The sequence below is a fragment of the Paracoccus sp. SY genome (genome assembly GCF_002901215.1).
GTDB classification, from domain to species: domain Bacteria; phylum Pseudomonadota; class Alphaproteobacteria; order Rhodobacterales; family Rhodobacteraceae; genus Paracoccus; species Paracoccus acridae.
On the sequence record NZ_NWMQ01000009.1, the window covers coordinates 38,944 to 53,652 of the forward strand.

The window sequence follows — 14,709 nt, forward strand, 5'->3', positions numbered from 1 at the left end:
GTCTCCTCTTTGATCAACGCGTCAGGCGGGGCATACCCCCGCCTGACCACAGTTCCGTGAATGTCAGATGGCAGCCGGATCAGGCGTCTGCGGTCGCCTGTTCTTCGACAGCGGGTTCGTCCAGCAGCTCTTCCGGGGCTTCCGCCAGGGCGCCCACGTCGACGCCGGCGGCGCCCATCTGGGCCGACATGCCGTCAAGCGCGGCGCGGCTGGCCAGATCGCAATACAAGGCGATGGCGCGGGCAGCGTCGTCGTTGCCGGGGATGATATAGTCCACGCCTTCGGGCGAGCAGTTGGTATCGACCACGGCCACGACCGGGATGCCCAGCTTCTTGGCTTCCAGGATCGCCAGGTCTTCCTTGTTCACGTCGATGACGAACAGCAGGTCCGGCAGGCCGCCCATGTCGCGGATGCCGCCCAGCGAGGCTTGCAGTTTCTGCTGCTCGCGCTCAAGCTGCAGACGCTCTTTCTTGGTCAGGCCCTCGGCCCCGCCTGCCATCGTCTCGTCAATGGCCTTCAGGCGGCTGATCGACTGGGACACGGTCTTCCAGTTGGTCAGCGTGCCGCCCAGCCAGCGGTGGTTCATGTAGAACTGGGCCGACTTCTCGGCTGCGTCCGCGATCGGCTTTTGTGCCTGACGCTTGGTGCCGACGAACAGCACGCGGCCGCCCTTGGCAACGGTATCGCGCACGACCTGCAGCGCGGCGTCCAGCATCGGCAGGGTCTGGGTCAGGTCCAGGATGTGGATGCCGTTGCGGTCGCCATAGATGAATTCCGCCATGCGCGGATTCCAGCGCTGCGTCTGGTGACCATAGTGAACGCCAGCTTCCAAGAGCTGACGCAGATTGAATTCGGGAAGCGCCATTCCATGTCCTTTCCGGTTTGCGCCTTGGCAGGGGATTCAGGGCAGATGCCCCAACCGGTGGACCTTTTGCGGATTTTTCCCGCAAGGGCCCGCCCCTGCCTGTGAAGTGTGGCGCAAATAGACCCGTTGTGCCCCATTTGCAAGACCCAGCACACCAAGAGACCGATAAAAGCTGACGGAACTGTCAGTTGCCGGGTTGGGTCCGGTCAGGCAAGCTGAAATCAACACAGGGTTTGCCATGACTGACATCCGCTTCCGCTTTGGACGGCAATACGATTTCTACGAACTGCTTGCAGACGGGATCGTCCACGGGGTCGGCGTGGTCCTGGCCCTGATTGGGGTGACGGCCCTGATCTTCCATGCCTCGATTTCCGCCGGCGGGGCCGAGGTCGTGGCGGCGGTGATCTATGGCACCGGGCTGATCCTCGCGCTGGGGATGTCCTTTGCCTATAACATGCTGCCGCATTCGCCGTTGAAATGGTATCTGCGGCGGGCCGATCATTCGGCGATCTTCGTCCTGATCGCGGCCACCTATACGCCGTTCCTGCACAAGGCCTCGTCCGATCCGGTGGCCTTCGGCCTGCTGGTCTGCATCTGGACCGTGGCTGCGCTTGGCATCGCGCTGAAATGCCTGCTGCCGGGGCGGTACGACCGGCTGGCGATCCTGCTCTATGTCCTCATGGGGTGGAGCGGGCTTGTCGCCTTCCGTCCCATCGCGGAACACCTGCCCCCGGTGTCCGTCCTGCTGATCGTGGCGGGCGGCGTCGTCTATACGGCAGGCATCGTCTTTCATGTCTGGGAAAGGCTGCGCTTCCAGAACGCGATCTGGCACGGCTTCGTCGTGACGGCGGCGGCGATCCATTACGTCGCGGTGCTGTCCGCGATCTAGTTAGCGTTACCAGGATCTGCGCCCAAGGGCGGCAAACCGCTTGCATCGCCCTCCGCCAGCGGGCAGTTTGCCCGCAATCGCGGAACGGAAGGTGCGGCATGACCCCTGAAATCCAATCGCAAAAGACACGCGCGCTGTGCAGCCTTGCCCCGGTCATTCCGGTGATCGTGATCAAGAACGCCGAACGCGCGGCGGGACTGGCGCAGGCCTTGGTGTCGGGCGGGTTGCCGGTTCTGGAAATCACCCTGCGGTCGGACGCCGCCCTGGACGCCATCCGCGCGATGTCGGGTGTGTCGGGCGGCCATGTCGGGGCGGGAACGGTGCTGACGCCGGACGATGCGAAACGCGCTAAGGATGCGGGCGCGACCTTTGCCGTATCGCCGGGCTTGACCGACCGCTTGATCGCGGTTTGCGAGAAACTGGAACTGCCCCTTCTGCCCGGCACCGCCACCGCGTCCGAAGTGATGCGCGCGGCGGATGCGGGCTATGACATGCTGAAGTTCTTTCCGGCCGAGGCGATCGGGGGCGCGCCTGCGCTGAAATCCCTGGCGGGTCCCTTGCCGAAGATCCGCTTTTGTCCGACGGGCGGCATCTCGACCGCGAATGCCGGTGACTATCTGTCCTTGCCGAATGTCGTCTGCGTGGGCGGAAGCTGGATCGCCACCGACGCGGATGTCAGCGCCGAGAATTGGGGCGCCATCCAGGAACGTGCCCATGCCGCCGCCCGGCTGAGCCGGGGCTGATCTTGCCCGCCGATCTGGCGCAGGCCCGGCGCAATGTGATCGTGCTGGTCGCGGCCCAGGCGATCCTGGGCGCGCAGATGTCGGTGATCTTCATCGTGGGCGGACTTGCGGGCCAGATCCTTGCGCCGAACCCCTGCATCGCCACCCTGCCCTTGTCGATGATCGTCCTGGGATCGGCATTGACCGCGCGTCCCTTGGCGCGGTTCATGCAGCATCGCGGCAGGCAGGCGGGGTTCCTGCTGGCGGTCCTGGCGGGCGCTCTGGGTGCGGCCTTCGCGGCCTGGGGGCTGTGGTCGGGATCCTTCTGGCTGTTCATGGCCGGATCGCTGCTGACCGGCATCTATATGTCGGCCCAGGGGTTCTATCGCTTCGCAGCCACCGACCTGGCGCCCGAGGATTACGCCCCCCGCGCGATCAGTTGGGTCATGGCGGGCGGTCTGGCATCCGCGATCATCGGTCCAGCCGTGGTGCGTGCGACGGACGGGCTGACGGCGGTGCCGTTCCTGGCGACCTATCTGGCCGTGATCGGATTGAACGCCCTTGGTCCTTTCCTGTTCGCTTTCCTGCACAGCCCCCCGCCCGCGCCGCTCCACGAAGACCGGCGCCCCGGACGCTCAGTGGCCGAACTGCTGGGCCAGCCGCAGATCGCGGTGGCGATGATCTGTGGAATGGTCGCCTATGCGTTGATGAACCTGGTGATGACTTCGACCCCTTTGGCAGTGGTGGGTTGCGGCTTTGCGCCGACGGACGCCGCCAACATCGTCAGCGCGCATGTGCTGGCGATGTTTGCGCCAAGCTTCTTTACCGGTCATCTGATCGCCCGGTTCGGCCCTGAGCGGATCGTGGCGGTTGGGCTGTTCCTGCTGGCCATGGCCGGGGCTGCAGCCTTGTCAGGGGTGGAACTGACGCATTTCTTCGCGGCGCTGATCCTGCTGGGGATGGGGTGGAACTTCGGTTACATCGGGGCGACAACCATGCTGACGCGCGCGCATTCGCCCGAGGAAAGGGGCCGGGTCCAGGGCCTGAACGATGCTGTGGTCTTTGGCGGCGTGTTCCTGGCCTCGCTATCGTCGGGCGGGTTGATGAACTGCAGCGGCGGGTCCACCGTTGCGGGCTGGAATGCGGTCAACCTGGCGATGCTGCCCTTCCTGGTGCTGGCGGGCGGTGCGCTGATCTGGCTGATGCTGCGCCCGAGGGAGGCGTAGAAGCACGGCCCTGACCCGTCGCCTTTTGGTTCCCGAACCGACCGCGCACCCCGGGTTTTCGACCAGAATGAAGGTCAGAAAAGGGACTTCTGTTCCGGCTGGCGGGGCTTCCGACTTTGCCTTGGCGGGGCACCTTCGGGGCGAACCGGCAGTTTCTGATCATTGGCGAACTGAAGTTCCAGCCGGGCATGGTGCCGCGCGTCTTCGATCGATGTGATAACGCTGTCTTCCGGTCCCCGGACGATCACGAAGCCACGCTTCAGGGTTTCCTCGTGGCCCAGCGACTGCCGCATCCGGTCCACGCGTTGCAGGGCATCGTTGCGGCTGCGGACGGCACGCTGCACGGCCAGATCCAGCCGCCGCGACAAGTCGGCCAGCCTCTGGTCCTGGACGGTGATCGCCCGCCGGGTCGTCGCCATGACCCGCGCCAGCGAGGCATCCAGACGTTCCTGCAGCGCTGTCATCCGGTCGCGCCGCCGTTCCAGGCGGCGCGTTGCCGCCGCATCCAGCCGATGCTCCAGCCGGTGCAGCGTGTGGCCCTTGCCGTCCATGAAGCGGCGCAGCAACGCGACCGGCATCGGCCGGACCGCCAGTTGATGCCGGCGCGCCCGGATCAGCCCCTGCAACGCCGGGTCCAGCCGCCCCGCCCACAGGTCCAGCCGCTGCCGTGCGCCTTCGGTCAGCGCGGCGGGCCGCCCAAGCGCCCGGGCAAGGTCGCGCAGACGTTGGCGGGGCCGTTCGACGTGAACCGTTGCGCAGCGCGTCAGCCGAGCCTGCGATTCTGCCAGCCGGGCGGCCAGGTCCGCCAGCACCGGCACCGCCATCTCGGCCGCCGCAGTCGGTGTCGGCGCCCGGCGGTAGGATGCGAAGTCGATCAGCGTCGTGTCCGTTTCATGCCCCACGGCGGAAATCAGCGGGATCCGGCTTTCGGCGGCGGCGCGAACCACCGCTTCCTCGTTGAAGCCCCACAGGTCTTCCAGGCTGCCACCCCCGCGTGCGACGATCAGCAGATCCGGGCGCGGGATCGGCCCGCCCACGGCCAAGTCGTTGAAACCCCGGATCGCGGCGGCCACCTGGGGGGCGCACCCCTCGCCCTGGACGGCCACAGGCCAGATCACGACGCGCGTCGGAAAGCGCTCGCGCAGCCGGTGCAGGATGTCGCGGATCACCGCCCCGGAAGGCGAGGTCACGACCCCGATCACCCGCGGCAATGCCGGCAGCGGGCGCTTGCGCCCTTCGTCGAACAGCCCCTCGGCGGCAAGCGCCTGGCGGCGCTTTTCCAGCATCGCCATCAGCGCGCCAAGGCCCGCAGGCTCGATCTGGTCCACGATCAACTGGTATTTCGACTGGCCGGGAAAGGTGGTGATGCGGCCCGTGGCGATGACCTCCATTCCCTCCTCTGGGCGTTGCGCCAGTTTGGCCGCCTGTCCCTTCCAGGTCACTGCGGCCAGCACCGACCGGTCGTCCTTGAGGTCGAAATACAGGTGCCCCGAGGACGGCCGCGACACGCGCCCGATTTCTCCGCGCACGCGGACGCGGCCGAACTGATCTTCCAGGCTGCGCTTGACCGCGCCCGACAGTTCGGAAACCGTGAATTCATGGGCGTTGCTGCCCGGCGCGTCTTCCAGCAAATCCATGCGGCTTGTTCCCTTCGCCGCGCCACACTAGAACGCCGCGACCAGAAGCGAAAGGGCGGCCCATGAACATCCTGATCCTCGGCGGCGGCGGGCGCGAACATGCGTTGGCCTGGGCGATCCGGCAGAACCCGAAATGCGACCGCCTGATCGTCGCGCCGGGCAATGCGGGCATCGCCAATGTCGCCGAATGCGCCGACCTGGATATCCTGTCTCGCGCCGAAGTCCTGGAATTTTCGCAGGAAAACGCCATCGACTTCGTCGTGATCGGACCCGAGGCACCCCTGGCCGCCGGCGTGTCCGACGCCCTGCGCGATGCGGGCTTCCTGGTCTTCGGGCCCTCCCAGGCCGCCGCGCAACTGGAAGCCTCGAAGGCCTTCACCAAGGAAATCTGCGATGCCTGCGGGGCCCCCACGGCCGCATGGGCCCGCTTCACCGATGCAACCAGCGCCCGCGATTACGTCACCGCCCAGGGCGCGCCCATCGTGGTCAAGGCCGATGGCCTGGCCGCCGGAAAGGGCGTCACCGTGGCCGAAACAGTCGACCAGGCGCATCAGGCCATCGACGCCATCTTCGACGGCGAATTCGGCGACATGTCGGTGGTGATCGAGGAATTCATGGCGGGCGAGGAAGCCAGCTTCTTCATCCTGTGCGACGGCACCGACTGCCTGCCCATCGGAACCGCGCAGGACCACAAGCGCGTGGGCGATGGCGACACAGGCCCGAACACTGGCGGCATGGGCGCCTATAGCCCCGCCCCCGTCTTGACCCAGGCGCTGCAGGACCAGGTGATGGCGCGGATCGTGCGCCCCACCGTCGCGGAAATGGAACGTCGCGGAATGCCCTTCCAGGGCGTCCTCTACGCCGGGCTGATGATCCGAGACGGGCAAGCACGACTGGTCGAATACAATGTCCGCTTCGGCGATCCCGAATGCCAGGTCCTGATGATGCGGCTGGGCGCGCAGGTTCTGGACCTGCTTCTGGCCTGCGCCGAGGGGCGCCTGTCCGAAACATCGGTCAACTGGGCCGACGACCACGCGCTGACCGTGGTCATGGCGGCCGAGGGATATCCAGGCTCCTACCAGAAAGGCAGCACCATCAAGGGACTGGACAGCCTTTCCGAAACCAGCTTCGAGATGACCTTCCACGCAGGGACCGCCGCGAAGGACGGGCAGATCATCGCAACCGGCGGCCGCGTCCTGACCTGCACCGGGCGCGGCCCGACGCTTGCCGAAGCCCATCGCCGTGCCTATGCCCAGGTCGATGCGATCGACTGGCCGCAGGGTTTTTGCCGCCGCGACATCGGCTGGCGCGCGCTCTGACCCATCTTCTGTGCGCAAATATCCCCGCCGGAGGCATCCGACGGGGCAACACGCGCCATCCTCACAGACTGGAATACAGTCCTTCATAGATCGGCAGCAGGGTATCGGTCTCGAACAGGCTGCTGACCGACGTGCCGTTCCAGATGTTCAGGATGGCCTGCGTGAACATCGGAGCGGTTGGCACGATGCGGATGTTCGGTGCCGTTTTCACTGCATCGGTCGGCTGGATCGAATCGGTGATGACCAGCGATTTCATCACGGACTTGCTGACCCTCTCGACCGCGGGGCCGGACAGGACGCCATGGGTGATATAGGCGTGAACCTCGGTCGCGCCGCTGTCGGTCAGGGTCTGCGCGGCCTTCACCAGCGTGCCCGCCGTGTCGCAGATGTCGTCCACGATGATGCAGGCCTTGCCCTCCACGTCCCCGATCACGGTCATCTCGGCCACCTCGCCCGCCTTTTCCCGGCGCTTGTCCACGATGGCCAGCGGCGCTCCGATCCGGGTCGCCAGTTCCCGCGCACGGGCAACGCCCCCCACGTCAGGCGATACGACCATCAGGTCATTCATGCGGCCACGGAAGTGATGCTGGACGTCCAGGGCAAAGACCGGGGCGGCATAAAGGTTGTCCACCGGGATGTCGAAGAAGCCCTGGATCTGGGCTGCGTGCAGATCCAGCGTCAGCACGCGGTCGATCCCGGCCTCGGTCAGCAGGTTCGCCACCAGCTTGGCGCTGATCGGCGTGCGGGCCTTCGCGCGGCGATCCTGCCGGGCATAGCCGAAATAGGGAATCACCGCCGTGATCCGCGCGGCCGAGGACCGGCGTAGCGCGTCCGCCATGACCATCAGCTCCATCAGGTTGTCGTTGGCCGGGTTCGAAGTGGGCTGGATGATGTACATGTCCTCGCCGCGGACGTTCTCATAGACCTCGACGAAGATTTCCTGGTCGTTGAACCGCTCGACCCGCGCATCGCAGAGGCTGACATTCATGCCCCGGTGCATCGACATCCGCCGCGCGATGGATGCGGCAAGGGTCCGGTTTGCATTGCCGGAAATCAGCTTGGGTTCGGTCATGACGGGCATGGATGGGGCCTTTTTCGGGGGATTCGCCAGATTGCGCCCGCCTTACCACCCGGTTAGCCTGCGGGCAAATCGCGAAGGACCGTCTTCATGGCCAATATCGACTACTATCTGGGGACGATCAGCCCCTGGGCTTATCTGGCGGGCGACCGGCTGGAACGGATCGCCGAACGCCATGGGGCGAAGATCACCTACAAGCCGCTGGACATCCTGCAACTGTTCGATCGCACGGGCGGGGTTCGCCCGGCCAATCGCCATGCCAGCCGTATGGAATACCGCGCCCAGGAACTATCCCGCTGGTCAGACCATCTTGGAATGGCGCTGAACATCAAGCCCGCCTTCTGGCCGGTGAACATGGCGCCGTCATCCTATGCCATCATCGCGGCGCAGAAAACGGGCGGCGGCGATCTGGGCGGACTGGTGCAAGCCATCCTGCGCGCCGTCTGGGCCGAGGATCGGGACATCAGCGATGACGCAGTGCTTCGCGATATCCTGGGCCGGCACGGCTTCGATCCGGCCCTGGTCGACAAGGGCCTGTTCGTGGGCGCCGAAACCTATGGCCGCAACCTGGAACAGGCGGTGGAAGCCGGGGTCTTTGGTTCCCCCTTCTATGTCGTGCAGGAAAGCGGGCAGAAGTTCTGGGGACAGGACCGTCTGGATTTCCTTGATCGTCACCTGGCCGCACTATGACCGGCATTCACAAGCGGCACTGGCCCGGGGACAAGGATCGTCCGGCCTTGGCCTTGCATTGCATGATGGGAAACGCGGCCTATTGGGGACCGATCGCCAAGCGGCTTGACGGCCGTCTCGACCTGACGGGCTTCGACATGCCCGGCCACGGCCGCAGCGGTGCCTGGACGCCGCAGGCCGACGGCCCCGATTTCCACACGGCCGTGACGCGGATTGCCGCCAGCTTCATCGACCGACCGCTCGATCTGATCGGCCACAGCCTGGGCGCGACGGTCGCCCTGCGCATCGCGGTCGCCGCGCCTGATGCCGTGCGCAGCCTGACGCTGATCGAACCCGTATTGTTTGCCGCCGCCCCGGATGCCGAACAGGAAGCCCGTGACAATGTCATGTCCGATCACCTGATCCATGGGCGCGCCAGCGATGCCGCACGCGGCTTTATCGACATCTGGGGCGCCCAGCCCTTCGATACCCTTCCGCCCTCTGCGCAGCAGACCATGACCGAACAGATCGGTCTGGTGGTCGATACGGATGCGACTTTGGCCAAAGACCGGGCAGGCATTCTGCGCGAGGGTGGGCTGGAGTCCATCGATGCGCCGGTCTTGATCATTGCAGGCGAGAAATCCCCTGGGGTCATCCACCGCATCGCCGATGCCTTGGCCGCGCGATTTGCGGATGTCGGACGGGCGGTCGTGCCGGATGCAGGACACATGCTGCCCCTGACCCATCCCGATCAGACCGCCGGGCTGATCGGCTTGAACCTGGATCGCGCCTGAAGACGCCGACCTTGTGCATTGTTCCTGACCCACCGGACACCTTCGGCATCTTGGCCTTTCGGAACCCGTACTACGTCAGGCAAAGCTTTCCTCGAAAGCACCCTCGATGATGTCGACACGGCCCTGACCATCGACCAGTGCCGCATCGAAGCGCATGTCCGGCAGCAAGTCCCAGCCCGCCTTGTCGCAGTACTCCAGTGCCGCACGCATGATGCGGCCCTGTTGCGCCGAACCCAGCCGCAGGGCAGCCTCCTCGTGAGTGGCCGACTGCTTGACTTCGACGAACACCAGGCAAGCCCCCTGGCTGGCGACAAGGTCGATTTCCCCCGCCTTGCCCCGCCAACGCCGTGCCAGAATCGTCATTCCCCGCCCTTCCAGCAGCCGCGCCACGCTGTCCTCGGCCATGACCCCAGACAGGTGTGCCATCCGGCCCCTTGTCCTGCGCGCCGATGATACCTCTCGGGGCTGCACCGGCCCTGCGCCCGGCAAGTTCAGCGATCTGACGACATGACCCATCTTCAATCCCTGCCTTCGTCGAGGCCAAGCGCGATCTGATAGACATCGCGCCGCGCCATATCCAGTTCCGCCGCCACTTCCCGGACGGCATCCTTCACCGTCATCGCCCCAAGCCGCGCCTGCAGCGCCCGCCGCACCGCATCTTCGTCCACGACGACCGCGCCCGGTCGATCGACCAGCATCACCACCTCGCCCTTCAGGGTGGCCATGCGGGGATCCTGCGCCAGTTCGGCGGCGGTTCCCCGGATCACCTCTTCGAACTTCTTGGTCAGTTCCCGCGCCACCACTGTAGGGCGATTCGCATCAACCTCGCACATCTCTCTCAATGTCTGGTTAACGCGCCTGGGGCTTTCGAACAGGATCAGCGTCGCATCGACCGCCATCCAGTCGCGCAGCCATGTCAGCCGCGCCCCCTTGGTCGATGGCGGGAAGCCCAGGAACAGGAAGCGGTCGCTGGGCAGCCCCGAGAGGCTGAGCGCGACCAGCGGGGCCGAGGGGCCGGGCAGCGCATGGACCCGGTGGCCTGCCTCGGCGGCCTCTCTGGCGAGGCGGTATCCTGGATCGGCCACCAGCGGCGTTCCCGCGTCCGAGGCATAGGCGATGCTGGCACCCTCGGCCAGGGCCGCCATCAGCCCCGGCCTGGCGCGTTCGCCGTTGTGGTCGTGATAGGGGATGATCCGCCTGCCCCGAAGCGGAATGCCGTGAATGTCCAGAAGGTGCCGCAGCACGCGCGTGTCCTCGGCCGCCAGCACATCGGCGGCGTTCAGCACATCCAGCGCGCGCAGCGTGATGTCCCGTGCCGTGCCGATGGGCGTCGCCACCAGATAGAGACCGCCCTCCAGCCGCGGCGCCTCGACATGGGCCGAAAGACGATCGGCCGGCTGTGGATCGTCGCGTTTGTCGGTCATCGTCCTCTCCTTCCGCCTGATTGCCAAGCAGGTCCATTGGTCCTAGGCTGCCGGCACCTCGCCGATACCTTACAGCAGGGAAGTTTCATATGGTCGTTTCCGCCACAACCCGGCCCGCCACCGGATTGCGCCGCGTCGTCACGGGTGCCGCCGCCATCATCTCAGCCTTCGTTCTTGCGGCCTGCGACCCGGTCGGGGGATCGCAGCAGGCCAGCGGCCCGGCCATCGGCCCCCTGATCAATCCCGGAGAACCGGTCCGGGTTGCCCTGCTGGTGCCGGGCGGCAGCGGATCGGCCGATCTGGAATGGCTGGCGCGCAGCCTCAGGAACTCGGCGCGGATGGCTGCGGCGGACGCACAGGGCGCCAGCGTCGATCTGCGGGTCTATGATACCGGCACCAGCACCGAACAGGCGGTGGCCCAGGCCAACGCGGCGGTGGACGCGGGTGCGCAGATCATCGTCGGCCCGCTGTTTGCCGAAGGCGCCAATGCCGTCGGCAACGCCATGCGGCCGCGCAACATCAACGTGCTGACCTTCTCGAACAACGCCGAGATCGCGGGCGGCAACGTCTTCATCCTGGGCAACAGCTTCGCCAATATCGCCGACCGGCTTGTCGGCTATGGGGTGCGCCAGGGCAAGCGCAACGTCTATGTCGTGGCCGAGGACGACATCGCGGGCCAGCTTGGCGGGCGCGCGATCGAAACCGCCATCGCCCGCAATGGCGCGCGCATGGCCGGACGCATCAACCATCCCGTATCGGTCACCGGCATCGATGCCGTGGTTCCGCAGATCGCCAATGCGGCGCAGTCGGGACAGGTCGATGCCGTGTTCATGACCGCCAACAACCAGGCCGTCCTTCCCTATCTGACGGAAAAGCTGGCCGCTGCGGGGGTCCGGTCGCCGGTGACGCAGATGATGGGACTGACCCGCTGGGACCAGCCCCCGGCCCGTGCCAGCCTGCCGCAGTTGCAGGAAGGCTGGTTCGCGATCCCCGACCAGGGCCTGCGGGCACAGTTCGATGCGCGCTATCGCAACGCGCATGGCGAACAGCCGCATGAACTGGCAAGCCTTGCCTATGACGGGGTCGCAGCCATCGCATCCCTGGTGCGCGGCGGACAGCGCAATGCCCTGACCACCACCGGCCTGACCCAGCGGGCGGGCTTCTCGGGCGTGGGCGGCGTCTTCCGGCTGCGGCCGGACGGCACCTCCGAACGCGCCCTGGCGGTGGCCACCCTGCGCGGCAACCGGCTGGTGATCCTGGATCCTGCGCCGCGCGGCTTTGGCGGCGCCGGGTTCTGATCTTGGCCGACCGTTCCGATACGGCAGTCCTGCAAAGCGCCCCGGCCCTGTCCGGGGCGCATCCCATCTTTGACCCCCATACGTTCCTGCCCATGCTGGACGCCGCGCTGCACGGGCTGACGGACCGCCGCGAAATCCGCGCCCGCGCTGTCACCGCCTTGTCCGAGGCCCGCGCCGAGGCCATGCGCGCGATCGAGGCGGGCCTGACCAGCCATCCCCGTGCCGCGCGCGAAACCGTCCGTGCCATCGCCACCCTGACCGACGGCATCGTCATCGCCACCCATCATGTCGCGACGGTCTGGCTGCACCCCCAGCAATCCCTGTCCGAGGCCGAGCGTCTGGCTGTGCTGGGCGTCGGCGGCTATGGCCGGGCCGAGATGGCGCCCGCGTCGGACGTGGATCTGCTGTTCCTGACGCCCTGGAAGATCACCGCCTGGGCCGAAAGCGTGGTCGAATCCATGCTGTACATCCTGTGGGATCTGAAGCTGAAGATCGGCCATTCGATCCGCAGCGTCGAGGATTGCATCCGCCTGGGCGCCGGCGACATGACCATCCGCACATCCTTGGTGGAACACCGGCTGGTCGCCGGGCACGCCCCCCTGGCCGAGGAACTGCGCGAACGGCTGTGGGTGGAACTGTTTTCGAAGACCGTGCCCGAATTCATCGAGGCCAAGCTGGAAGAACGCTCGGCCAGGCATCAGCGGCAGGGCGGGCAGCGGTACGTCCTTGAACCCAATGTCAAGGAAGGCAAGGGCGGGTTGCGCGACCTGCAGACGCTGTACTGGATCGCGAAGTACATCCACCGGGTCGATCGCGCGGTGGAACTGGTCGATCTTGGCGTCTTCACGCGCGAAGAACACCTGGCCTTCTGGCAGGCCGAGGATTTCCTCTGGGCCGTGCGCTGCCACCTGCACCTGATCGCGGGGCGGCCCGTGGATGTGCTGTCCTTCGACATGCAGGTCGAGGTCGCGCGGCGCATGGACTATCGCGATACCTCGGCCCGGCGCGGCGTCGAATACTTCATGCAGGATTACTTCCGCCACGCCACCCATGTGGGCGAACTGACCCGGGTCTTCCTGACGGAACTTGAAGCGCGCCATGTCCGCAGCGCCCCGTTCCTGGGCCGCCTGTTCCGCCGCCGCCGTAAGGTAAGACCCGGCTTCACCGACAATCATGGCCGCCTTTGCATCGCGGATGATGCCGAATTCCTGGCCGACCCCCTGAACATCCTGCGCCTGTTCGAGGAGGCGCTGCGCACCGGCCTGCTGATCCATCCCGACGCGATGCGGCTGGTCGCGGCCAACCTGGACCTGATCGACGACAAGGTGCGGTCCGACCCCGAGGCGAACCGCATCTTCATGGATCTGCTGCTGAAGCACGGCAATCCCGAACGGGGGCTGCGGCGCATGAACGAACTGGGCGTTCTGGCGGCCTTCATCCCCGAATTCGAACCTGTCGTGGCGATGATGCAGTTCAACATGTATCACCACTATACCGTTGACGAACACTCCATCCAATGCGTCGCCGCCCTGGCCGAGATCGAGCGAGGCGAGCATCCCGAGGACCTGCCCCTGTCCAGCGAGATCATGGAAAGCGGCGTCAACCGCCGCGTCCTGTATCTGGCAGTGCTGCTGCACGACATCGGCAAGGGTCGGCGCGAGGATCATTCGATCCTTGGTGCCCGCCTGGCGCGTCGGATCGCGGCCCGCTTCGGCTTTCCGCAAGACGACATCGACACGGTGGAATGGCTGGTCCGCAATCACCTGCTGATGTCGGACGTGGCGCAAAAGCGCGACATCGGCGACCCGCGCACCCTGCGCGACTTCGCCAAGGCGGTGAAGACCCGCAGGCGGCTGGACATGCTGCTGGTGCTGACCGTCTGCGACATTCGCGGGGTCGGTCCCGGCACCTGGAACAACTGGAAGGCCGCGCTGCTGCGCAAGCTGCATACCGAAACGGCCCTGGTGCTTGAAAACGGGCTGGAGGAGCTGAACCGCGACCGCCGCCAGAACGAGGCCAAGCGCAGCCTGCGCCACCTGCTGGTCGCCAAGGGGTGGGAGGCCAGGACGATCCGGGCGGAACTGGGCCGCCATTACGACAACTACTGGTCGGGCCTGCCCACCGAAACGCAGGCGACCTTCGCCGAACTGCTGGGCGACATCGGCCCGGACGAGATCCGCATCGACCTCTGCGCCGATCACGACCGCGATGCGACCCGCGCGGCCTTTGTCCTGGCCGACCACCCGGGCATCTTCTCGCGCCTTTGCGGGGCGCTGACGCTGATGGGCGCGAATGTGGTGGATGCGCGCACCTATACGACCCGCGACGGCTTCGCGACCGCGGTGTTCTGGGTGCAGGATCCCGACGGCCGCCCCTTTGCCGAGGATCGCCTGCCCAAGCTGCGCCAGACGATCCTGCGCACCCTCAAGGGCGAGATCGTCGCGCGAGAGGCCTTTGCCAGCCGCGACAAGCCCAAGAAGCGCACGCGCGAATTCAAGTTCCCCACCCATGTCACCTTCGACAACGAAGGCAGCGACATCTATACCATCATCGAGGTCGATACCCGCGACCGTCCCGGCCTTCTGTACGACCTGACCCGGACCATGGCCGCGAACCACATCCAGATCGTCAGCGCCGTGATCGCCACCTTCGGGGCGCAGGTGGTGGACAGCTTCTATGTCAAGGACATGTTCGGCCTGAAGCTGCACAGCGAGGCCAAGCGCGACGCCTTGGAAAAGAAGCTGCGCGCGGCTATTGCCGACGGGGCAAAACGGGCAGAGGCTTGAAA

At 66.2% G+C, this 14,709-nt stretch carries 13 protein-coding genes; 8 read left to right on the plus strand and 5 right to left on the minus strand.

Going from position 1 to position 14,709, the window contains the following annotated elements; all coding sequences use genetic code 11:
- Nucleotides 1–79: 79 nt before the first annotated feature.
- Nucleotides 80–865, minus strand: coding sequence for a 30S ribosomal protein S2 (gene rpsB / locus CK944_RS09445; RefSeq protein ID WP_103172813.1), 786 nt, complete (start codon nt 863–865; stop codon nt 80–82).
- A 238-nt stretch (nt 866–1,103) separates the two neighbouring features.
- Between rpsB and CK944_RS09450 the strand changes: the two genes are divergently transcribed.
- The 3 genes from CK944_RS09450 (at nt 1,104) to CK944_RS09460 (ending at nt 3,702) form a co-directional block, all read left to right on the plus strand.
- On the plus strand, nt 1,104–1,754 hold the full coding sequence (locus CK944_RS09450; protein WP_103172814.1) for a hemolysin III family protein: 651 nt from the start codon (nt 1,104–1,106) through the stop codon (nt 1,752–1,754).
- Between the two features lie 98 nt (nt 1,755–1,852).
- Nucleotides 1,853–2,497 (plus strand): bifunctional 4-hydroxy-2-oxoglutarate aldolase/2-dehydro-3-deoxy-phosphogluconate aldolase, encoded by a 645-nt coding sequence (gene eda / locus CK944_RS09455; protein WP_103172815.1) that lies wholly within the window; start codon nt 1,853–1,855, stop codon nt 2,495–2,497.
- Nucleotides 2,498–2,499: 2 nt separating this feature from the next.
- Nucleotides 2,500–3,702, plus strand: a complete 1,203-nt coding sequence (locus CK944_RS09460) for an MFS transporter (RefSeq protein WP_239986021.1) — start codon at nt 2,500–2,502, stop codon at nt 3,700–3,702.
- A 74-nt stretch (nt 3,703–3,776) separates the two neighbouring features.
- On the opposite strand, the gene xseA is transcribed toward CK944_RS09460, so the two are convergent.
- Nucleotides 3,777–5,339 (minus strand): exodeoxyribonuclease VII large subunit, encoded by a 1,563-nt coding sequence (gene xseA / locus CK944_RS09465; protein ID WP_103172816.1) that lies wholly within the window; start codon nt 5,337–5,339, stop codon nt 3,777–3,779.
- Nucleotides 5,340–5,401: 62 nt separating this feature from the next.
- Here xseA and purD point away from each other — a divergent pair, with 62 nt between their 5' ends.
- Nucleotides 5,402–6,658, plus strand: coding sequence for a phosphoribosylamine--glycine ligase (gene purD, locus CK944_RS09470; protein ID WP_103172817.1), 1,257 nt, complete (start codon nt 5,402–5,404; stop codon nt 6,656–6,658).
- 61 nt (nt 6,659–6,719) lie between these two features.
- Here purD and CK944_RS09475 read toward each other — a convergent pair whose 3' ends face one another.
- Entirely contained in the window at nt 6,720–7,739 is a 1,020-nt protein-coding gene (locus CK944_RS09475; RefSeq protein WP_103172818.1) for a ribose-phosphate pyrophosphokinase, read from the minus strand.
- Nucleotides 7,740–7,826: 87 nt separating this feature from the next.
- Here CK944_RS09475 and CK944_RS09480 point away from each other — a divergent pair, with 87 nt between their 5' ends.
- Both CK944_RS09480 and CK944_RS09485 read left to right on the plus strand, forming a co-directional pair.
- On the plus strand, nt 7,827–8,426 hold the full coding sequence (locus CK944_RS09480) for a 2-hydroxychromene-2-carboxylate isomerase (protein WP_103172819.1): 600 nt from the start codon (nt 7,827–7,829) through the stop codon (nt 8,424–8,426).
- On the plus strand, nt 8,423–9,199 hold the full coding sequence (locus CK944_RS09485; RefSeq protein ID WP_103172820.1) for an alpha/beta fold hydrolase: 777 nt from the start codon (nt 8,423–8,425) through the stop codon (nt 9,197–9,199). The genes CK944_RS09480 and CK944_RS09485 overlap by 4 nt, the downstream gene beginning before the upstream one ends.
- 75 nt (nt 9,200–9,274) lie before the next feature.
- Here CK944_RS09485 and CK944_RS09490 read toward each other — a convergent pair whose 3' ends face one another.
- Entirely contained in the window at nt 9,275–9,604 is a 330-nt protein-coding gene (locus CK944_RS09490; RefSeq protein WP_239986022.1) for a YraN family protein, read from the minus strand.
- A 113-nt stretch (nt 9,605–9,717) separates the two neighbouring features.
- Complete coding sequence (gene rsmI / locus CK944_RS09495) at nt 9,718–10,623, minus strand: 16S rRNA (cytidine(1402)-2'-O)-methyltransferase (RefSeq protein WP_103172822.1); 906 nt, start codon at nt 10,621–10,623, stop codon at nt 9,718–9,720.
- An 89-nt stretch (nt 10,624–10,712) separates the two neighbouring features.
- Between rsmI and CK944_RS09500 the strand changes: the two genes are divergently transcribed.
- Both CK944_RS09500 and CK944_RS09505 read left to right on the plus strand, forming a co-directional pair.
- Nucleotides 10,713–11,921, plus strand: a complete 1,209-nt coding sequence (locus CK944_RS09500; RefSeq protein ID WP_103172823.1) for a penicillin-binding protein activator — start codon at nt 10,713–10,715, stop codon at nt 11,919–11,921.
- Between the two features lie 29 nt (nt 11,922–11,950).
- Nucleotides 11,951–14,707 (plus strand): [protein-PII] uridylyltransferase, encoded by a 2,757-nt coding sequence (locus CK944_RS09505; RefSeq protein ID WP_371411661.1) that lies wholly within the window; start codon nt 11,951–11,953, stop codon nt 14,705–14,707.
- The last annotated feature ends 2 nt before the right edge of the window (nt 14,708–14,709 follow it).

Bases quoted from the DNA above. Each gene is read 5' to 3' on its own strand.
- rpsB (WP_103172813.1), bottom strand. From the start codon at position 865: ATGGCGCTTCCCGAATTCAATCTGCGTCAGCTCTTGGAAGCTGGCGTT.
- CK944_RS09450 (WP_103172814.1), top strand. From the start codon at position 1,104: ATGACTGACATCCGCTTCCGCTTTGGACGGCAATACGATTTCTACGAA.
- eda (WP_103172815.1), top strand. From the start codon at position 1,853: ATGACCCCTGAAATCCAATCGCAAAAGACACGCGCGCTGTGCAGCCTT.
- xseA (WP_103172816.1), bottom strand. From the start codon at position 5,339: ATGGATTTGCTGGAAGACGCGCCGGGCAGCAACGCCCATGAATTCACG.
- purD (WP_103172817.1), top strand. From the start codon at position 5,402: ATGAACATCCTGATCCTCGGCGGCGGCGGGCGCGAACATGCGTTGGCC.
- CK944_RS09475 (WP_103172818.1), bottom strand. From the start codon at position 7,739: ATGCCCGTCATGACCGAACCCAAGCTGATTTCCGGCAATGCAAACCGG.
- CK944_RS09480 (WP_103172819.1), top strand. From the start codon at position 7,827: ATGGCCAATATCGACTACTATCTGGGGACGATCAGCCCCTGGGCTTAT.
- CK944_RS09485 (WP_103172820.1), top strand. From the start codon at position 8,423: ATGACCGGCATTCACAAGCGGCACTGGCCCGGGGACAAGGATCGTCCG.
- CK944_RS09490 (WP_239986022.1), bottom strand. From the start codon at position 9,604: ATGGCCGAGGACAGCGTGGCGCGGCTGCTGGAAGGGCGGGGAATGACG.
- rsmI (WP_103172822.1), bottom strand. From the start codon at position 10,623: ATGACCGACAAACGCGACGATCCACAGCCGGCCGATCGTCTTTCGGCC.
- CK944_RS09500 (WP_103172823.1), top strand. From the start codon at position 10,713: ATGGTCGTTTCCGCCACAACCCGGCCCGCCACCGGATTGCGCCGCGTC.